General features: G+C 68.7%; 13 protein-coding genes and 2 pseudogenes. 7 read left to right on the forward strand and 8 right to left on the reverse strand.

Annotated features, from left to right (window positions below):
- Positions 1 to 155 precede the first annotated feature (155 nt).
- Together ACFVTC_RS27300 and ACFVTC_RS27305 are read left to right on the forward strand one after the other, a co-directional pair.
- A complete protein-coding gene (locus ACFVTC_RS27300) occupies positions 156 to 3,281 on the forward strand; it encodes a discoidin domain-containing protein (protein WP_390131162.1) in 3,126 nt (1,041 codons plus the stop codon).
- Between the two features lie 750 nt (positions 3,282 to 4,031).
- On the forward strand, positions 4,032 to 5,684 hold the full coding sequence (locus ACFVTC_RS27305) for an alpha-keto acid decarboxylase family protein (RefSeq protein ID WP_390131163.1): 1,653 nt from the start codon (positions 4,032 to 4,034) through the stop codon (positions 5,682 to 5,684).
- 66 nt (positions 5,685 to 5,750) lie between these two features.
- Here ACFVTC_RS27305 and ACFVTC_RS27310 read toward each other — a convergent pair.
- Positions 5,751 to 6,577 (reverse strand): annotated as a pseudogene (locus ACFVTC_RS27310) (DUF1684 domain-containing protein).
- Positions 6,578 to 7,155: 578 nt separating this feature from the next.
- Between ACFVTC_RS27310 and ACFVTC_RS27315 the strand changes: the two are divergent.
- Positions 7,156 to 7,872, forward strand: coding sequence for a hypothetical protein (locus tag ACFVTC_RS27315; RefSeq protein WP_390131164.1), 717 nt, complete (start codon positions 7,156 to 7,158; stop codon positions 7,870 to 7,872).
- Positions 7,873 to 8,162: 290 nt separating this feature from the next.
- On the opposite strand, the gene ACFVTC_RS27320 is transcribed toward ACFVTC_RS27315, so the two are convergent.
- From ACFVTC_RS27320 to ACFVTC_RS27335, 4 genes are all read right to left on the reverse strand, one after another.
- Positions 8,163 to 8,429: a DUF4235 domain-containing protein gene (locus ACFVTC_RS27320; protein WP_390131165.1), complete on the reverse strand. Its 267-nt coding sequence runs from the start codon at positions 8,427 to 8,429 to the stop codon at positions 8,163 to 8,165.
- A 5-nt stretch (positions 8,430 to 8,434) separates the two neighbouring features.
- Entirely contained in the window at positions 8,435 to 8,905 is a 471-nt protein-coding gene (locus ACFVTC_RS27325; protein WP_390131166.1) for a DUF3618 domain-containing protein, read from the reverse strand.
- A complete protein-coding gene (locus ACFVTC_RS27330; protein WP_390131177.1) occupies positions 8,902 to 9,330 on the reverse strand; it encodes a phage holin family protein in 429 nt (142 codons plus the stop codon). Before ACFVTC_RS27330 ends, ACFVTC_RS27325 begins: the two co-directional genes overlap by 4 nt.
- 196 nt (positions 9,331 to 9,526) lie before the next feature.
- Complete coding sequence (locus tag ACFVTC_RS27335; RefSeq protein WP_390131167.1) at positions 9,527 to 10,576, reverse strand: YihY/virulence factor BrkB family protein; 1,050 nt, start codon at positions 10,574 to 10,576, stop codon at positions 9,527 to 9,529.
- 194 nt (positions 10,577 to 10,770) lie between these two features.
- Between ACFVTC_RS27335 and ACFVTC_RS27340 the strand changes: the two genes are divergently transcribed.
- Complete coding sequence (locus tag ACFVTC_RS27340) at positions 10,771 to 11,586, forward strand: DUF427 domain-containing protein (protein WP_390131168.1); 816 nt, start codon at positions 10,771 to 10,773, stop codon at positions 11,584 to 11,586.
- Positions 11,587 to 11,643: 57 nt separating this feature from the next.
- Here the strand turns inward: ACFVTC_RS27340 and ACFVTC_RS27345 are convergent, their stop codons facing one another.
- Positions 11,644 to 13,251, reverse strand: a complete 1,608-nt coding sequence (locus ACFVTC_RS27345) for a CHASE3 domain-containing protein (RefSeq protein WP_390131169.1) — start codon at positions 13,249 to 13,251, stop codon at positions 11,644 to 11,646.
- A 112-nt stretch (positions 13,252 to 13,363) separates the two neighbouring features.
- Here ACFVTC_RS27345 and ACFVTC_RS27350 point away from each other — a divergent pair, with 112 nt between their 5' ends.
- Positions 13,364 to 14,140: a response regulator gene (locus tag ACFVTC_RS27350; RefSeq protein WP_390131170.1), complete on the forward strand. Its 777-nt coding sequence runs from the start codon at positions 13,364 to 13,366 to the stop codon at positions 14,138 to 14,140.
- A gap of 400 nt (positions 14,141 to 14,540) precedes the next feature.
- Here ACFVTC_RS27350 and ACFVTC_RS27355 read toward each other — a convergent pair whose 3' ends face one another.
- Positions 14,541 to 15,764 carry a phosphatidylserine/phosphatidylglycerophosphate/cardiolipin synthase family protein gene (locus ACFVTC_RS27355; RefSeq protein WP_390131171.1) on the reverse strand — a complete coding sequence of 408 codons (1,224 nt, stop codon included), beginning with the start codon at positions 15,762 to 15,764 and terminating at the stop codon, positions 14,541 to 14,543.
- Positions 15,765 to 16,498: 734 nt separating this feature from the next.
- On the opposite strand from ACFVTC_RS27355, the gene ACFVTC_RS27360 reads away from it, so the two are divergent.
- Together ACFVTC_RS27360 and ACFVTC_RS27365 are read left to right on the forward strand one after the other, a co-directional pair.
- Positions 16,499 to 17,767, forward strand: coding sequence for an epoxide hydrolase family protein (locus tag ACFVTC_RS27360; protein WP_390131178.1), 1,269 nt, complete (start codon positions 16,499 to 16,501; stop codon positions 17,765 to 17,767).
- A gap of 222 nt (positions 17,768 to 17,989) precedes the next feature.
- Positions 17,990 to 18,538 carry a GNAT family N-acetyltransferase gene (locus ACFVTC_RS27365; protein WP_390131172.1) on the forward strand — a complete coding sequence of 183 codons (549 nt, stop codon included), beginning with the start codon at positions 17,990 to 17,992 and terminating at the stop codon, positions 18,536 to 18,538.
- 486 nt (positions 18,539 to 19,024) lie between these two features.
- Here ACFVTC_RS27365 and ACFVTC_RS27370 read toward each other — a convergent pair.
- Positions 19,025 to 19,428, reverse strand: a pseudogene (locus ACFVTC_RS27370) (hypothetical protein); the annotation flags it as partial.

Raw genomic sequence — 19,428 nt, forward strand, 5'->3', positions numbered from 1 at the left:
CGGGCCCCGACCTGGTCGTACGGCGCCGAAGGCCGCCATCGCCCGCCGCGGCGGGCAACGATCACTCCTGCCAGACCTCTTGACGCGCGGACGATTCCGGACGAACAATTTCGGTCATCCGGTTGACAACGTTGTCTTATCGAAAGGCGCCCAGCGTGCCCGATGCATCCCTGCATGTCGATCGCCGTCGTTTCGTCCAACTCCTCGGCGCCGCCGCGCTCGCGGCGACCGTTCCGGTCACCCTCGGCAGCGGCATCGCGAGCGCCCAAGGACGCCCGGGTACGGCGCCCGACACCCTTGCGGAGACCTACTACCGTGTCCTGCTGAACCACACCCACTGGTCCGAGACGCAGTGGGACGAGGCCCGCGGCTACTACACGGACAAGGACTTCGGCTTCGCCGTGGTGCTCGGCAACGCGGTCCTGCTCACGCGCGGCAGTTACGACAGTGACCGCGCCGGAATCGACGAGAAGACGCTGAAGGCCAGGACGCTGGCCACGATCCAGCACTTCGCCGCGTCCAACCGGCTCACCGGCGGCACCCAGTGGGGCCGAACGCTGTTCTTCGACACGACCTTCCAGCTCTACTTCGTGCTGGCCGCACGGTTGTTGTGGGACGAGCTCGATGAGGCGACCCGGAGGAACGTCGACACGATCGCCCGCGAACAGGCCGCCTACACCACGGGCTTGGGCACGGGCGACGACCCGAACTCCGGCAGCTGGACCCCGCACGGCCTGCTCGGTGGCCACGAGGGCGACACCAAACTCGAGGAGATGGGCGTCTACGCGCAGTCCCTGGCCCCCGGGCTGGCCTGGGCCACGGACGACGCGCGGCACGCCGACTGGGACAGGGCCTTCGGTACCTGGGCACGCAACGAAACCGGTCTGCCTCAGGCGGACCTGGTCAACACGGCCCGTGTCGACGGCGTCCCCGTGTCCGGCAACACCGCCCGCAATCTGTACGACACCTTCATCGTCGAGAACCACGGGTCCTTCGGCCCGCACTACCAGGAGGAGCTGTGGCGCACGTCCGGCCGCAACGCCGCCCACTTCATCACCGCCGGGCGCCCGTTGCCCGAAGTGCTCACCAATCAGCCGAACGCGGACGAGCTGTGGCGCACCCTCCTCGGGGTGATGAGTGACGCGGGCGAGCCGCTGATGCCGATGGTCAACGACCGCGAGCACCTCTACGGCCGTGACGTCATCCCGCTCGCCTTCCTCGCCCAGGTGGTCGGCGACCGCGCCGCGGCCCGGGCGGAAGTGGCGCTCGCGGAGCGGCTGGAGGCGTACCAGAAGTACCCGCCGGAGTACCGTCTGGCCAAGTTCTCCGGCGAGCCGAAGTACGAGCCGGAGGCACGTGCGGAGGTGGCCATCAGCTACCTCCTGCACCTGTGGGCGGCGGGACAGGGCCGAAGGGTGCGACCCCTGACTTCGGAGGAGCTGTTCGAACACGCCTCGGGCGTCACCGACTTCGGCACCGTCCCCGGTCTGGTGTCCCATCAGTCGACCGGCGCCTGGGCGGGTGTCGTGACCAAGCCGGGCTTCGTGAAGTTCGCCTGGCAACCCGCCCACGACGACTGGCTGTTCAAGCTCAGCGGCGCCAACCCCATGTTCCTGCCGAGCACGGCCGCACAGGTGACCGGGCGTCAAGTGCGGGCGTACAGCAGGCTCCGCGACGGGTTCGAGGGCAGTGCGACCGTGGTGCGCCTGAGCACGGGCCGGGCGGGCCTGACCACCTTGCCCTCGGGCGCGGTCGTCTACGCGACGACCGGCGTCGCAGCGGGGGAGGGGCACCTGGAGGTCCACAACCTCACCATGCCGGGCATGGCGGGACTGACGGGTTCGCGCACCTACCGCTTCGCGGAGGGCAGCGCCACCGTGACCGCGCAGGACGCCCGCCAGGCCGCCGCCACCGCGCGCGTGGACGAGGTCACCTTCGCGAGGACGGAGGTGAGGCAGTTGCGCATGGTCGGCGTCCTGCCCGACCCGATGTACGGCTACTCCCTCTACGCCTTCGAGGCCCGCGACGGTGCGGGCGGCGCCGACCTCGCCCGGAGCGGGACGGCGACCGCGTCCTCGTACGACCCCGGCAAGGAGCCGGCGCTCGCCGTGGACGGCAACGCCACGAGCCGATGGGCGGTCTCGAAGGCGGACCGGCCCCGGGCGGACAGCTGGATCGCCGTCGACCTCGGAGCGACGCACGCGGTGGACCGCGTCACCCTCCGCTGGGAGGCCGCCGCCGGACGCGCGTACACCGTGCAGGGTTCGACCGACGGCCGGCAGTGGAGCGACCTCGCCTCCTGGCCCGAACCCGACGTGTCCAGCAAGGGCGGCTGGCTCGACGTCGACGGCCGAGCCGGCCTCGTCGTGAGGGGAACCAAGCAGCCGCTCGCGGTGTACGGCGACACGGTCGTCCTGGCCGACGGCCCGGCGTCGCCCCTGCTGGCCGAGGGCTATCCCGGCATATCCACCGACAAGCTGCGCGACCTCGCCCGCGGTGCCGCTCCACAGGCCCAGGACGACAGCGTCCGCGCGGCCCTCACCGAGGATCACCTCAGCCTGTTCAACCTGTCCGAGCAGCAGGTGACGACGCGCATCGACATCCCTCAATCCGGCGCGCACACAGCCCTGTTCGAAGGACGCCAGACCCTCACCGCCCAAGGCAGCGCCTACGAGGCCCACCTCGACGCCGCCACGGCCGAACTGCTGCCACCGCGCATGGTGGTGAGCCCCCTGTCCGGAGGAAGGCTGCCCGCCGGACTCCGGGCGGAGGTCGTCGACGCCGCCACCGTACGTCTCACCGGCCCGTCCTGCCGCCTGCGGGTGACCGGCCAGGGCCGCAGCGAGATGACCGAGGTCCACGCGGGCCGCACCACCACCGTCACCCTGCGGGGCGCCGTGGCCTACCCGCTGGACGACCTCGCCCTGGGCCGCACGGTCTTCCCGACCAACCCGATCCCGCCCGGCATGTCGGACCCCTCGGCCGCCGTCGACGGTGACCCGCACACGGCCTGGACACCCGGCCCCGACGGCCGGATGGTCATCGATCTCGGTGCCGAGCACTCCGTCCGGGAGATCCGCACGGAGTGGACCGGCGGTCACGTCCCGCGCCTCGAGGTGGAACTCAGCAGCGACGGACTGGCCTACACACAGGCCGGCCGACTCACGGGACGCGGCAGGAGCCGCCGGATCACCACCAACGGCACCGCCCGTTACGTGGCACTGGCGACCGACGCGGGGCGGCGGGACGACGCCCGGCTGACCAGACTCTCCGTGCGCTGACCGGCCTTCCACCCTCCGGCTGCCTCCCGACAGCGGAACTCCCACCAGGACATGGGGAGTTCCGCTGCCGGACGTCCAGAGCGCCACGACCCGGAGAAAGACGAACGACTGCCCCGTGACCGTGGGCCGGGGCAGCACGAAGGCAGTTTCGCTCCGGGCCTCGCTCGACGGCGACAGGCCGGGCGACCGAGGTCCACACCTCGAAGGGCCGGGTGTCTCCGTTCCTGACCCGGTCGGCCGCTGGTGGATCAGGAGGCACCCGGTCACCGCCTGAGGGCGGGGTCGGCGGGCGACCCACGGTCGGCGGTCCGTGGTGTCGCAACGAGTCGGCGAGGGCCGCCGAGCCACCCGCGTCCGCCTGCCGCCCACCCGGCCACGGCCCATGTCACACGCCGTCGACGTGCCCCCAGCGCTTGATCAGGACCACCGGTTGCGTGCCCTGCGGGATGCGGACAGCATGTTGCTGGAGCAGAAGAGCCCTTTTGCTCCTGTTGTGCGACACATCGGCTACTCTCCGTGACAGCCGGTGTGTCGACAGAGACCGGACGGTGTGACGGCGGAGGAGGCCACGGGAGCGCTCTCCAGGGTTCGCCGACGAGAAGTCTTCGCACGGCTGCACGGCGCCTTGAGGGCCTCCTCGCGCGGTCCGCCCCCACCGGCTCACCCGCAGAGGGAACGGTCGGCACCGACTCCGTCGGGCACGTCAGCACCCTGGAGCGGTGGTGCCACCAAAAGGAAAGGACCTCCCTGATGTCCACCACCGTGATCCAACACGTCCTGAACAGGCTGCGGGACATCGGCGTGCGTCACGTCTTCGGTGTTCCCGGCGACTACGCCTTCCCCGTCGACGACGCCATAGCCCAACACCCGGACATAAACTGGATCGGCAGCTGCAACGAACTGAACGCGGCCTACAGCGCCGACGGTTACGCCCGTGTGCACGGTATCGGCGCCGTGTGCACCACCTACGGGGTCGGGGAACTCAGCGCGATCAACGGCATCGCCGGCGCCTACACCGAACATCTCCCGGTGTTCCACCTCGTCGGCATGCCCAAGATGCCCGTCCAGGCCCACCACTCGCTCGTCCACCACACCCTGGGCAACGGCGAGTTCGACCTCTTCCAGAAGATGTCCGACGCCGTGGTGTGCGCGAGCGCCATCATGACACCGCAGAACGCCGCGGCCGAGACCGAGCGTCTCATCGCGGCGGCGCTCTACCACCGCCGCCCGGTCTACATGGCCTTCCCCGCCGACCTCGCGGAGATGCCGGTGATCGGCGAGGCCAAGCCGCTCTCGCCGCCCGCCAGCGACCCCGCGCAGGTGGAGGCGGCAGTTCAGGCCATCACCGACATGCTCGGCCGGGCGAACAGCGCCTGTGTCCTGCCAGGAATCCTCACCACACGCGTCGGTCTCGGCGCGGGCCTCCAGCAATTCCTCGATGCCACCGGCCTGCCCTTCGCCACGATGATGGCCGACAAGAGTGTCCTGGAGGAGGCCCAGCCCGCGTACATCGGCATGTACGACGGCAAGCTCATGAACGAGAGCGTCCGCCGCTTCGTCGAGGACGGTGACGTCGTCGTCCTGGTCGGCGCGATGATGCACGACTTCAACACCGGGGCGTTCACCGCCAACCTCGACCCCGGCCGTACGATCGACATCCGCCATCACCATGTCAGCGTCGACGGCATGACGTACCAGAGCGTGGAGATGAAGGACCTCCTCGACGCTCTCGCGCGGAAGCTCCCGCGCAAGCAGTGGCCGCGCCCGTCGGCCGAGGTGACCCGGATGCCGCAGGCGCCCGGCAGCGGCGACGACTCCATCACCGCCGAGAACCTCTACCCCCGCTGGGAGAACTTCCTCAGGCCCGACGACATCCTGGTCGCGGAGACCGGAACCGTCTCCATGGGCCTGGCATTTGCCCGGCTGCCCCAGGGCGCCACCTTCCAGAACCAGTCCCTGTGGGGATCGATCGGCTGGGCCACCCCCGCCGCGGTCGGCGCGGCCGTCGCCGCCGCGGACGGGCGGCGCGTCATCCTGGTCACCGGTGAGGGCTCCCACCAGCTCACCGCTCAGGAGATCAGCCAGTTCGGGCGGTTCGGCCTGCGCCCGGTCGTGTTCGTCCTCAACAACCACGGCTACCTGATCGAGCGCCTGCTCTGCAAGGACCCGGACATCGCGTACAACGACCTGGCCAACTGGCGCTACTCGGAGCTGCCGAAGGCCCTGGGCTGTGAGGACTGGTTCACCGCCAGGGTGTCGACCCTCGCCGAACTGGACCAGGCCATGGAGACCGCGGCGAAGGGCGGCACCGGCTGCTACATCGAGGTCATGACGGACACCTACGCGGCACCGCCCCTGGCCAACCAACTGCACGAGAACATCGACACGCTCTACTCCGCGTAGGCTCACCGGCGCGTACACGCGGGTACGGCACTTCGCGCGGCCCCCGCCCGCTGGGGCCGCGCGTGCTCAGGCCCCGCCCCGCTCGCGGGGGATCTTCTGGCCGGCCTCGACAGCCACCGGCAACCGGTTCTCCGCCGGTGGCAGCGGGCAGGTGGCCAGGTCCGTGTACGCGCACGGCAGGTTCGTCGCACGGTTGAAGTCCAGGACGACCGTGCCGTCCGCGGCGGGTGCTTCCACGGTGAGGGCGCGGTTCGCGGCGTAGGTGGTGACTCCCGAGGTCGCGTCGGTGAACAGCACCGTCAGCCGGCCCGCACCGTGTGTCCGGGGAACGCGGTCAGGGACAAGTGGTGTCCCTCCAGGTCGAACTCGATCCGGCCAGGCGCATCGTACACATGCTCCAGGCCCTCGACCGCCGCACCCACCGTGGTCGGCCGCGGCTCGTCGAAGGCGATGTAGCGGCCCGTCACCGCCCAGCGTGGATGCGGGGCGTAGGCCGGCGTTCCGGTGAATGCGATGCGCAGGGGCGCGTCCGGATGCCGGGGACGCACGATGTCGTTGCCACCGCGCTTGGCCACCTCGATCACGGCGTCACCCCAGACCGCGTCGACGCCACCGCGTTCGGGGAGCACGCCGAAGTGGTGCTCCCCGCGCACCGGAGCTCCGTCCACGAGCAGTTCCTCGCCGTCCTCGAGGGCCACGGTGACCCCGTCGGTGCCGGTCCACCACGCGCCCGGGGCGTCAGGGAAGCGCTGGGGCCGGTCGTCGAGCCAGTGCAGGCCGGTGATCGCGAGGAAACCGTGCGGGTCGGCGAGCCGTTCCTCCTGCGCGCGGTACCAGTCCAGCCAGTTCTCGGTGAAGGCCCGCAGATCCGTCGTCGTGACCTGATTGGTCATCAGTACTCCTCCGTCTTCGTCGCGCGAGCAGCCGTGTCCAACTGCCGGTTGCCGCGAAGAGGCCGTAAGCCCCAGGCGTCGGGAGCGAGTTGCCGGACGCGGCTCTCTTCCGTCCGGCAGGTCCACACACCCTGGCCGTGGAGCACTCCTCCTGCGGTCATGCCAGAGAGAACCGCCCGCGCCCGGCCCGGCATTCCGCTCCGTGTGTGACAGCTTCTTGTCAGTCGTGTGTACGAGGACGGCCGCATACCGGGCACACGGGCGGGGAGAGGGCCCGCGACTCCGGGGCGCTCGAACCGAGGGGCGTGGTCAAGCAGCGGGGCGGGCCGGATCCCGCCTGCCGCGACGTGTGCCGCTCAGCGGGCCGGAGCACCGATGTGCCGTCCCGCACGGATGTCCGGGCGGCCCGGGACGGGGCGGTTCGGCTGGGACCCGTCCGGCCCGGCGCGGGTCGAGAGCCCTGAACCGCCCGGCGACGTGCATGATCGTGGATCTCACGAGGAACGGTCGGCCTTCATCTCTCGTGAGAGGGCAGACGATCAGCGTCGTGTCGGACCCAGCGCGAAAGGACATCGCCCATGGTGAAGAGCCGCGTCGAGGCCCGGGTGAGGCACCCCAGGCACGAGCGCCGTGGTGAGGCCCGGCTGCCGGGCGTGGTCGCCACGCTCATCGCGATCACCCTGTACGTGGCCCTGCCGCAGCAACTGTTGGTCGCTCCGCGCTATGTGCTGCCCGCTCTGGAGCTGCTTCTTCTGGTACCGCTCATCGCGGTCAATCCCAAGAGGCTCACCCGGCAGACCAGGGCCATCAGGTTCTTTTCGCTGGCTCTCGTCCTCGTCATCGCGGCCAGCAACCTCACCGCGCTCGGCATCCTCATCCACGAACTGATCCACGCCGATGTCAAGGACGGCCGTTCCCTGCTGGTCGCCGCGCTACAGGTGTGGCTCACCAACATCATCGCCTTCGGGCTCGCGTACTGGGAACTGGACCGTGGCGGCCCCGTGGCACGCACCCAGGCGCCCCGTGGCGAACTCCCGCTGGCGGACTTCCGTTTCTCGCAGGACGAGAACGCCGACGCGGTGGAGGAGGTCGCGGACGGCGCCAGCGGCACCGCGGACTGGGTTCCGACCCTCGTGGACTACCTGTACATCTCCGTGACCAACTCGACGGCCTTCAGCCCCACCGACACCATGCCGCTCTCCACCCGCGCGAAGCTGTTGATGAGCGTCGAGAGCGTCGCCGCCCTCCTGACCTCGCTCCTGGTCATCGCCCGCGCGGTCAGCGTCCTCCACTGACCGGCCGGCTGAGGACGGCTGCCCCGTGCCTTCGCAAGGGGGCGGGGGAGTGGTGTGGCCCCCGTGCCCCGTGCCCCGTGTCCGTCCGCCTCGCGCGTCCGTACATCCGCGTTCCTCGAGTCGTCCCAGCAGGGGGACATCCAACACCGCCCATTCGGGGGCGTCGCAGAAACCGCCGGAAGTCCCCGCGCCACCCTGGCCGGGGACTTCCGTGCGCTGGTGCCGACGGTCGGGTCCGTGCGGGCTCCCGGTGTCCGATCGTCGTCGGCGCGGGCCGTCATCAGGGGTTGTCAGCCTGGCCAGGTACCGGTCACGCGGCGAGTGGCGGTGGCACCGGCGCGGTCGACGGCGGCCTTGACCCCGGCGAAGATCGCGCCCTGCAGGGTGGCGGCGAGCAGGATCTCACGCCAAGTACGGTTCTCGTCGGTTGCGTTGGGGGTGTCCTCGGCATGGGTGAGTACCTTCCATGCCTGTTTGAAGGCCATCCCGGCGAGCAGGCCGCCGGCGGCGCCCAGGGCGAGGCCGACCGGTTTGTATGCGACCTTCGAGGCTTTCACCGGCTTCAGCCCTTCTTGCGGCGGAACATCAGCCACGCGAGGGCCGTCGCGCCCCCGGCCGCCACCAGCAGTTTGCGGTTGTCGCGTACCGCCCGAGCGCCCTGGGCGGCCCGCAACTGCACCGGCTCAGGAGCCTTTTCCTCCCACACACTTCCGGCCTGCGCGGTCTTCTCCCGGACCTGGGCGGCGGTCTGGGCCGCCCGCTCCTTGACCTGGTCGGGGAGCTTGTCCTGGACCGAATGCGCGGCCTGGGCCGCCTTGGCCTTCAGTTCCCCGGCCTTGGCCACGGTCTGCTCCTTGACCTCAGCGGTCTTCTCCTTGACCTCGGCGGTCTTCTCCTTGGCCCGGGCCTTGACGTCGGCCTTGTCGGCCAGTGCCTGGACCGTCTCCCCGAGCTCGGCACGAGTCTGCTCGACCTGGTCACGCAGCTCATCGGGGGTGGAGGCGGTCCGCTCGTGGTCGGACGGGTTGCTCATCGGTGGGCACTCCTCTTGATCTCGGCCACATCGGCCTTCACGTTTTCGATGGTCTGCTCAGGCACGGGGGGCGCCGCCTGGCCGACCTGCTTCTTCCCGGTCAGAGCCAGGACCGCGGCGACGACACCCAACACCGCGGTGACGATCAGAGCCGCGGCCCACACCGGCAGTGGCACGGCAAGGGCGGCGATCGCGGCGACCACCAGAGCCTCCAGCATCAGGAAGCCCACGATGCCGGCGCCCCCGAAGAGTCCGCCGCTCTTGCCGTAGTGCCTGCCCTTCTCCTTCATCTCCGCCTGCGCCAGCCGGAGTTCGCCCCGGACCAGCTCGGTCAGCTGCTGCGAAGCCCGGTGCACCAGTTCACCCACCTGATCCGATCCGGACCCCTGTGCCTGCGTGCCGGACCCGTCCGCGTGCGACCGCACACTCGACACGGCAATCACCTCCCACCAGTTCCATCGGTCACCGCCGGGCCCTGGTGGGCCACGGCGGTCAGTGAGGAGGCGAGTACCCCCAACCGAGCGGTTCAGGGCAGGGACCGCGAATCAGTGCCGTCGGGAGCGGCGGACGGTGTGGTGCGTGAACCGCCGGCACCTGCCCCGTGACGGCCGCGAGGCGTGATCAGAGGTCGCCGAGCCGACGGCGGTCCTCCTCGTCCCACGTGCGGGTGTCGCGCGGCTGGGTGTACGGTTCCGCCTTCGGCGGGTGACCGCCGGCGATGGCCCGCTGGCGGATCGTCTCGGCGTCGAACTCCAGACCGAGCAGGATCGCCAGGTTGCTGATCCACAGCCACACCAGGAAGACGATGACCCCGGCCATGGCGCCGTAGGTCCTGTTGTAGGACGCGAAATTCGCCACGTAGAAGGCGAATCCGGCGGAGGCGATCATCCAGATCGCGAGGGCGAGGAAGCTGCCCGGCGTGATCCAGCGGAACCCCTTCACCTTGGCGTTCGGGCTCGCCCAGTACAGGATCGCGATCATGACGATGACCAGAACGACCAGCACGGGCCATTTCGCGACCGACCACACCGCCAGTGCCGTGTCTCCCACGCCCAGCGCGCTCCCGGCCCGGCGGGCCACGCCGCCGGAGAAGACCACGATGACGGATCCGGCGACCGCCAGGATCATCAGTACGACGGTCACACCGACGCGCACCGGCAGGATCTTCCACACCGGACGGCCCTCCGGCATGTCGTAGACCGCGTTCGCGGCGCGAATGAACGCCGCCACGTACCCGGACGCCGACCACACCGCCAGTACGATGCCGATGACCGCCACGACCGATCCCGCGCCGGAGTTGTCCCGCAGTTGTTCCACGGCCCGGGTGATGATGTCGTGGGCCGAGCCGGGGGTGAGCTGCCTGAGGTTCGTCAGAACCTTGTCCGTGGCCGACCTGCCGATGATGCCCAGCAGGGACACGAGCACCAACAGCGCCGGGAACAGCGACAACACTCCGTAGTACGTCAGCGCCGCCGCCCGGTCGACCAGCTCGTCGTCCTTGAACTCACGCAGGGACCCTTTCAGCGCCGCGCCCCACGCGCGCTTCGGCAGCTTCGCCGGACTGCCCGGTGCCGCCCGCTCCACCTCCGGCTCCGGGCCGACCTCCTCCGGCGGCAGTACCTCGTTTCTGCCGTGGTGATCTTTTCGCCCTGGAAGATGCAGCTTCGCCATAGGGGCCGGGTACCCGCTGAGCTGCCCGCGATGTGTTTGGCTCACTCAGGACACCTAGGACACCAGGACGCCTGGGACACCGAGCACACCCGCCGGAATCCGGTTCGAGCCTCGACGGCCCGGCCGGACGCTGTTGGAACGGACGAGGGCGTACCGAAGTCACCGTGCGTGAGCGAGCCGAAGGAGAACCGGTCATGATCACGTTCCCCACCGCGCCGTACGTCAGAACCACCCCCGAAGGTCTCCTGTGGGAGCCGAGCCAACGCTGGGTGCGCGGCCGTGCCGGAGACGTCACCGTCGTCGACAGCAGGCATCCCGTCCTCGTGTGGGAACCAGGCGTACCCGTGCCGCTGTACGCCTTCCCGCGCGAGGAGGTCCGCGAGGACCTGCTCAGCCGCGCGAAGAACCCGCTGACAGGCACGCACACCGGATCGCGGACCTTCTACGACCTGGAGGTCGACGGCGCACTGCTGGAGAACGCGGCCTGGACGTTCCCGGCCGACGACCTGGTCGGCCACATCGCCTTCGAGTGGTTCCACCGCGTCGGACGGGGCCTGGACCACTGGTACGAGGAGGAGGAAGAGATCTTCGTCCACCCCCGTGACCCGCACAAACGGGTGGACGCCATCCCCAGCGGCCGCCACGTCCGCGTCGAGATCGACGGCACGGTCGCCGCCGACACCCGCCACCCGGTCCTGCTCTTCGAGACCGGCCTGCCGACGCGGTACTACATCCCGCGCGAGGACGTCCGGCTGGAACTGCTCCAACCGACCGACCACAGCACCGGCTGCCCCTACAAGGGGACCGCCGCGTACTGGTCGTGGCAGGGTGCGGCCGGTGGTCCCGACATCCCGCCGAACGTCGTCTGGAGCTATCCCGAGCCGCTGCCCGCCGTGGGCGCCGTCAAGGACCTCCTCGCCTTCTACAACGAGGCGGTGGACATCACCGTGGACGGCGTCCGCCTTGAGCGCCCGGTCACTCCGTTCACCAGAACGCTCTCGGCGCGGTAACCCGGATGAAGGCGCCGGTGGCGGTCATCACGGGTACCGCCACCGCCACGTCCGTGCTCAAGCGGTCGGCTGCGCGCCGGAGCCGGTCTCTTCCGAAGCGGTGGACGGGAGGGACGCCTCCGCGGGAACGCCGGCCAGGGTGAACGTGATGCGAGTACCGCCCGTGTACTCCGTGTCGACGAAGATGGTCCCGCCGTGGAACTCGACGATCTTCCGGCACATCGCCAGCCCGATGCCGCTGCCTGTGTACACGTCCTTGGTGTGGAGACGCTGGAAGATCACGAACACCTTCTCGGCGTACTCGGGGGCGATGCCGATTCCGTTGTCGGTGACCGTGAACCGCCACAGCGCACCGTCCCGCACGGCGGACACGTGGATCCGCGGAGTCTCCTGCGGGCGGCGGAACTTGACCGCGTTGCCGATCAGGTTCTGCCACAACATGCCCATCTGGGTGGGGTCGGCGACGAGATTCGGCAGCTCGTCCCGGGTGATCACGGCACCCGCCTCTTCGATGCTGACGCTGAGGGCGGAAAGGCTCCGCTTCATCACCGAGTTGAGGTCGACGCTCTGGTGGGCGTGGTGGACGCGGCCGACTCGGGAGAAGTCGAGCAGATCGTTGATGAGGGTCTGCATGCGATTCGCTCCGTCGACCGCGAAATCGATGTACTGGTCGGCCCGGTCGTCGAGTTGACCTCCGTAGCGCCGCTGCAGGAGCTGGGTGAAGCTCGAGACCTTGCGCAGTGGTTCCTGGAGGTCGTGGGAGGCCACGTAGGCGAACTGCTCCAGCTCGGCGTTGGACCGCTGGAGTTCCGTGGACTGCTCGTCCAGGCGCAGCCGTGCCTCTTCACTGAAGTCCAGTTCCCGTACGAGCCGTTGGCGCATGATGTCGATCTCGCCGCTCAGCCGCCGCAGATCCGCGGGACCGGTCGGCGTGATGGGATGACCGAAGTCGCCGTCGGCGACGGCGCGGGCGTCCGCCCCGAGCCGCTCCAGCGGCGTGGTGATACCGCGCCGCAGCGCCTCGAAAACCACGCCGGCGAGGACGGCGATGAGGACGGCGATCGCGCTGAACACCCAGTTCCGAAGGCTCATCGTGGTGGCCAGGTCGGCTCGCGCCCGGACCCGGTCGGCGCGCAGCCCGTCCTGCTGGATGGCCATGGATCTGCGGACCTGGTCGAAGGTCGTTTTGCCCTCCGCGGCACGGGCGTTGGCCAGCGGCGAGGGTACTCCGGCAGGTGAGGCGGCGATCGGCCGGGCGATCCGTTCCTGCCATTCCCGCACGGCGTCCTGTACGGCCTTCAGATCGCGGAGGCCCGCCCTGTCGCCCTGGAGCAGCTCCGAGAGGGTCGCGATGTACGTCCTCTGCTCGGCGAGTCCCTGCTGGTAGGGCTTGAGGAAGTCCGGGCTTCCGGTGATTCCGTAGCCGCGGATGCCGGTCTCCTGGTTGAGCAGGGCCGATTCCAGGCGGATCGAGGTGGTCAGCGCGGGAGATTTGACGTCCACGAGGCTGTCGCTGATCGACGCCGTCCGCCCCAGGATCCACGCTCCGGTGGCTCCGAACAGGGCCAGGACGGTCAAAGACACGGCCACTCCGACGCGAAGCCATCGCCGGGTCGTCCACGTGGAAAGCTCCCGCGCACGCGGCAGCCTTTCGTCGCCGGTCATTCCCTGACTCCTCCGCTGTGACGGCCACCTTCAAAGCGGCGCAGCGCACACTGTAGAGGGCGATCGACAACGGTTGTTGTCGCGGGGGCGGTCCGGGGCCTAATGTGCGGGTGTGCCTGGCAAGAACTTCGTCGTGCGGACCACCCCGCAGGAGACGGCCGCGGTCGCGGATGCGGCGGTCGATGATCTCGCGCGGCGCATCGCCCTTCAACTCCTGGAAGACCCCCCACATCCCCCGTCAGCCGATGATCCGACGCGTGCCCTGACCCTGCTCCACGTACTGACCCACCTCCAGCGGGCCGCCGAACGGCTCCAGCGTGACGCGGCCCTTGACGCCGCCCGCGCAGGTGCCGGATACCCGCAGATCGGTGAGGCATGCGACATGACTCGCCAAGGCGCCCGACGCCGCTGGCCGGGACTCTTCCAGCACTCCAACGAAGCACCCACGGAGCATCAGATGATGACCACCCCCGCCCGCGCCTTCGACGTCCTGCTCGTCGAGGACGACGTAGCCGACGCCATGCTCATCGAGGAAGCCCTCTCCGAGCGCGGGGCCCGCAACCTGGTCCAGGTCACCGACGGGGTCGCCGCGCTGGAATACCTGCGTACCCCGGACAGCGTGCGCCCCGATCTGATCGTGCTCGACCTCAACATGCCGCGGATGAACGGCCGTGATCTGCTCCGGGTCCTGAAGGCCGACGAGGACCTGCAGACCATCCCGGTGGTCGTCCTCACCACGTCCGCCGCGCCGGACGACGTCGTCGGGGCCTACAACAGCCACGCCAACGCCTACGTGACCAAGCCCGTGAACCTGGCGGAGTTCGAGCAGGCCGTCCAGAGCATCGACGCCTTCTACCTGGAGACCGCGACCCGACCGCCTCGCGACTGAACGCCGCGCGGTCCGCGCTTCGGGGAGGGAAGTGCTGGTGTCCGCACTCCGGCCTGCGGACGGTGGACCGGTCGGGCAGGCAGCCTGGTCCACCGGCGGTGTCACGGTTCCTGGTCGTGGGGGGTGCCATGGTTTCTGGTTGTGTGGGTGCTACGGGTAGGTGCCATGGCGCCTGGTCGTGGGGGTGCCACGGGTCCTCGACCGGTGGCCATGGACCGCTGGGTGCTGCACGCCGCATCGCTGTCCGTGGCGGGGCTTCATCGGATGCGGCGTGCGGGGTGTGCGGGGTTCGGCGTGCGGTGCAGGCCCGGCGTGACTCCTGGACCCCCTGTGTGACTACGACGTCCGGCCGCCGATCGCCGAGATCGGTGGCCGGTGACCGGAGAGCCGGGGGTCGGAGCTACAGAAAGCGGCGGATGGGTATGACGGCAACCTCGCGTGCCCGCTGCAGCAAGGAACGCCGCTTCCAGCGCCCCTCCTGAATCAGCGTGGCAGCGGCGATGTCCTCGTCGAAATGGCTGTCGAGGATGGAGGTGAACTTCTGCTCCAGCACCGCGAGCATGATCTCCTCGTCGTGATCGAGTGATCGCCGGTTGAAGTTGGTGGAGCCGACCAGCGAGGCGACGCCGTCCACGGTGATGACCTTCGCGTGCATCATCGTCGGCTGGTACTGGTAGATCTTCACGCCGCAGGCGGTGAGATCTTCGTAGTAGTGCTGGCCGGCCAACTGGCAGACACGCTTGTCCGTGTGCGGGCCGGGCAGCAGGATCTCCACCTCGACGCCCCGGCGGGCGGTGGCACAGAGCAGTTCGATGAAGTAGGCGTCCGGTGAGAAGTAGGCGGTGGCCAGCCGGAAGCGGTCCTCGGCCGACTCCAGCATCACCCGGATCAGGGTCTGCATGTCCTGCCAGCCGAAGCTGGCCGAGCCGCGTACGACCTGCACCACCGCGTCGCCCTGCGGTCGGTGCGGGACGAACCGGTCACGGGCGTCGAAGAGTTCGTCGTGACATTCGGCCCAGTTCTGTGCGAACGCGGCGGCGACGCCGTCCACGGCCGGCCCGCGGACCTCGACATGGGTGTCACGCCACTCGTGCTCGGTGCGCGCGTCGCCGCACCACTCCTCCGCGATGCCCACCCCGCCGGTGAAGGCCGTCTGCTCGTCCACGACGAGGACCTTGCGATGGCAACGATGATTCTGCTTGAACGGCGAAAGGGCCAACGGCTTGCGGAACCAGGCGACTTGCACCCCGGCCTGCTCCATCTCCCGCAACAGGTCCTTCTCGATCAGCCGGCTGCCGAACCCGTCCAGCAGCAGCCGCACCCGCACGCCCGCACGCGCCCTCTCCGCCAGTGCCTGCGCGAACTCGCGGGCTATGTCACCCTTCCAGTACACGAACGTCATCATGTCAACGGTGTGTTCCGCAGAGCGGATGCCGGCCAACATCGCCGGAAAGATCTCGTCACCGTTGCGCAGGGCCGTGAGCGCGTTGCCCTCGGTCGCCGCGATGCCGATCAGACGCTCCAGGCGGCGCCGTATCCGGGCCGTGCGATCCTGGACCGTCGCGGGGTCCGACGTGTCGGCGTCGGGAGAAGTCAACTCCGGCTGGTTCTGGGTACTGGTCATGTCGTCACCTGGCCGGCAACCACAGGAAGCAAGGAAACCGCGCTACCCGGTCCGGCGCGGGACGCAGCGAGCAGACTTTACCCTTCCGCTCCATGGCCCACCGTCCGTGGGCAGGCCGGCCGGTCGTTGCTCGACACTCACACCACACCGGACGGCTCCACCCTCCGACGGGAGGGTGAGGCTTGCGAGGCCCGCGTCCCGTACGCCGCACCCTTCCCGATCCCGATCCCGAGCCCGAGCCCGAGCCCGAGCCCGATTTTGATCCCGATCCACTCCCGGACAGCCCGGGAGTGGATGCGCTCCAGGGGTTCTGGCCGGCGGGACATGTGGATCGCCGAGTGCCTCTCTCGATCGCCTTCCATTGCCTTCGCCCCCTCGATTGCTCTCGATGGTCGAGAATTTCCGTCGAAGACCGGCTGCCCGGCGACCGAACGCCACAAGCAACTTTCCACCTCGAGTTGCGTGCTCACGGAGGGATAAATATCGTTACATCCCGTGACGAAGCCGTCGTATGAGGAAGCCGACAGCTTGTTGCCGTCCGCCTCAGGCTCGGCCGGGGCGGTGGTCACCCGGGCCGCAGGAACTCCGTTCCGGATTTCTGTTGCCGCCGATGAGAGATATGGCTGTTGAGAGTGCTCTCTCGGAAACGATGGAATGACCCAAGGAGATCCGCCATGTCCGAAAATCTCCGGCAGCACTCTCGGCGTATGTTCATATCCACCTCGGTCGCTGCGATGACCGCGGCGGCAACCGGTGTTTTCGGCGGCCCGTATACCAATGAGTACTCCGCAAAACCCGTGTCGGTGAGCGAGAGAGCGAGCATCCGCCCCTTCCGTGTGAACATACCGGAGCGGGATCTTGTCGAACTTCGCCGGCGTATCACCGCGACACGGTGGCCCGACCGGGAGACGGTCCACGATCAGTCCCAGGGCGTCCAGTTGGCGACCATGAAAGAACTCTCCCAATACTGGAGGGCGAGCTACAACTGGCGGAAAATCGAGGACAAGCTCAACTCCTTGCCGCAGTTCAAAACGGAGATCGACGGACTCGATATTCATTTCATCCATGTCCGCTCCCGGCATGCGAACGCCCTGCCGATGATCCTGACCCATGGCTGGCCGGGCTCCATCCTTGAATTCCTCAAGGTGATCGACCCGCTCAGCAACCCCACAGCCCACGGGGGCCGTGCGGAGGACGCCTTCCATCTCGTCATACCGTCCATCCCCGGGTACGGCTTCTCCGAAAGGCCGACCAGTACCGGCTGGGGCCCCGACCGGATCGCACGGGCGTGGGCCGTGCTGATGGAGCGCCTCGGGTACGAGCACTACGTCTCCCAGGGTGGCGACTGGGGCGCCGTCATCTCGGACAAGATGGCGGTACAGCAACCCGCGGGACTTCTGGGAATCCACGTCAATTTCCCGGCCACCGTCCCCGCCGACATCGCGAAGAAGCTCGCCTGCGGTGATCCTGTGCCGGCGGGGCTGGACGCCGATGAGAAGGCCGCGTACAAGAAACTGGCCACCTTCTACAAGACGGGATCGGGCTACTCCGCCATGATGGTCACCCGTCCCCAGACCGAGGGATACGGCCTGACGGACTCTCCTGTGGGACTGGCCGCCTGGATGTACGACAAGTTCGCCGCATGGACCTACAGCGACGGCCATCCCGAGCGGGTGCTCACCAAGGACGAGATGCTCGACGACATCACGCTCTACTGGGTCACGAACACCGCCGTTTCCTCCTCGCGTCTCTACTGGGAGAACAACGCCAACAACTTCAACGCCGTGTCGGTCTCCATCCCTGCCGCCATCACGGTGTTCCCCGGTGAGATCTACCAGGCTCCGCGGAGCTGGGCCGCACGCAGTTACCACAAGCTCATCTACTTCAACAAGGCGCGCAAGGGCGGTCACTTCGCTGCCTGGGAAGTGCCCGACATCTTCACCAATGAACTCCGGGCCGCGTTCCGGTCGTTGCGCAACTCGCGAGGAGTCGCGGGCAAATAGCCTCGCTGTGACGCCGGGGGGCTGAGCTGTTCCGTGAGGTGGCTGCTGGCGTCTTGTGCGGCGCGCGGCGAGGACCGCGTTGCAGGCAGAGGCGGCTTCTGTTGCGAGCGCATGCGGGCCTCCTTTCACGCAACGAAGTCGAGCGGACGGACCATCAGCCAGTGCGAGCACCAGGGGTTCCTTTCCGGATCACTCTCACGAGCGTGCGATAGGTTTCCCGTCATGACTGGACTCGGACCCGTCGCCTGGCCACCCGCCCCGATACGGACCGAACGGCTCGTGCTCCGCGAGTCCGAGGCCCGGGACCGTGGGGCTTTCATCGAGTTGTTCGCATCGCCAGAGGTGGGCACCTATGTCGGTGGCCCTCGACCGCGTGATGTGCTCGAACGCACGGTGCCTGGGGTGCCCGGGCGACGCCCTGGCCTCTTTGTGATCGATCTCGACGGAGCGATGATCGGCATGATCACGCTCGATCGGCGCGATGCGGAACGTTCAGGGCACGTCCGTCCGGAGGGTGCGGAGGCCGAGCTCGGTTACATGTTCTTGCCGGAAGCGTGGGGTTGCGGGTACGCCTTCGAGGCGTGTGCGGCGGTACTCGACTGGCTCGTGGACGCCCTTCCCGGCGATCCGGTGGTGCTCTGCACCCAGACCGCCAATGAGCGATCGATGCGCCTCGCGGCGAAGCTGGGGTTCACCGAGGTGGATCGGTTCGAGGAATACGACGCCGAGCAGTGGCTCGGTGTGCGGTCCTCGGTCACGACGTCCGGTTGAGCTAGGTCTCTTCTTTCAAATCATGTGGCTGCGCAGATGGTGATGCCGGCGAGGCGGAGTGCGGCGAAGCGGGTGGTGGCGGTCTCGTCGTAGCGGATGGCCACGCCGCGCCGTTGCTTGAGGCGGTTGAGTAGCGCTCGACGGTGTTGTGCTGCCTATGGGCGTCGCGGTCCTTGGCCTTGTGCGGCGGGCACTCAACCCTGGAATGTCGAGCGCGCGTTCGCCCACCGGGCGGGGCGAGGTGACCCAGTCGAAATAGGCCCGCTGAGCTGACTCCCGATTGACGACCAGCTAGCTGCCAGGCCGCTGCGATCCGGGCCACATTCAGTGGCCCGGGGCTCGGGTGGATTCGGCCACCACTGCCCATGAGTCCGGCCCGCATCTTCAGCGGCTTCTTTTGGTGATCACCTGTTAGGGATACGGCGCCGGTGAGCCTTTGCCTGTGGTGTTGGGTGTCGGCTTGGCTGTGTCTGGCTGTGGGGTGGGTTAGGGCTGTGGGTCGGGTTGGTGGTGGGGTTGGGGGTGGGTGGGGGTGGTGGTGATGTGGGCGGTGAAGACGGTGGTGTTGTTTTGGTGTGCGGTGATGTGGGTGGTGCGGGTGCCGGTGGGGGTGCTGTTGCTGTTGTCGCTGTCGGCGTCGCCGTTGGTGTTGCCGTGAGCGCCGTCAGCGTGAGTGTCGCCGTTGTTGTCGGTGTGGGGGCCGTTGTCGTCGGTGTGAGTGCCGTTGTTGGTGCCGTTGCCGTTGTTGCCGTTGGTGTGGGTGCCGTTGTCGTTGTCGTCGCTGTTGGGGTTGGTGTTGGTGTGGTGGGTGGTGATGTAGGTGGGGGTGTGGTGTTCGGTGTAGCGGTGGAAGGTGGCGTGGAGGGTGGTGAGGTGGGTGGGGGTGGGGT

Origin of the sequence: Streptomyces sp. NPDC057950, from assembly GCF_042887295.1 — a bacterium.
Lineage (GTDB): Bacteria > Actinomycetota > Actinomycetes > Streptomycetales > Streptomycetaceae > Streptomyces > Streptomyces kaempferi.

What these genes read in the sequence shown, in the direction of transcription:
- ACFVTC_RS27360 (WP_390131178.1), top strand. Translation starts at nt 16,499, where the DNA reads ATGACCGCGGCGGCAACCGGTGTTTTCGGCGGCCCGTATACCAATGAG.
- ACFVTC_RS27365 (WP_390131172.1), top strand. Translation starts at nt 17,990, where the DNA reads ATGACTGGACTCGGACCCGTCGCCTGGCCACCCGCCCCGATACGGACC.
- ACFVTC_RS27315 (WP_390131164.1), top strand. Translation starts at nt 7,156, where the DNA reads ATGGTGAAGAGCCGCGTCGAGGCCCGGGTGAGGCACCCCAGGCACGAG.
- ACFVTC_RS27345 (WP_390131169.1), bottom strand. Translation starts at nt 13,251, where the DNA reads ATGACCGGCGACGAAAGGCTGCCGCGTGCGCGGGAGCTTTCCACGTGG.
- ACFVTC_RS27335 (WP_390131167.1), bottom strand. Translation starts at nt 10,576, where the DNA reads ATGGCGAAGCTGCATCTTCCAGGGCGAAAAGATCACCACGGCAGAAAC.
- ACFVTC_RS27340 (WP_390131168.1), top strand. Translation starts at nt 10,771, where the DNA reads ATGATCACGTTCCCCACCGCGCCGTACGTCAGAACCACCCCCGAAGGT.
- ACFVTC_RS27325 (WP_390131166.1), bottom strand. Translation starts at nt 8,905, where the DNA reads ATGAGCAACCCGTCCGACCACGAGCGGACCGCCTCCACCCCCGATGAG.
- ACFVTC_RS27355 (WP_390131171.1), bottom strand. Translation starts at nt 15,764, where the DNA reads ATGACCAGTACCCAGAACCAGCCGGAGTTGACTTCTCCCGACGCCGAC.
- ACFVTC_RS27305 (WP_390131163.1), top strand. Translation starts at nt 4,032, where the DNA reads ATGTCCACCACCGTGATCCAACACGTCCTGAACAGGCTGCGGGACATC.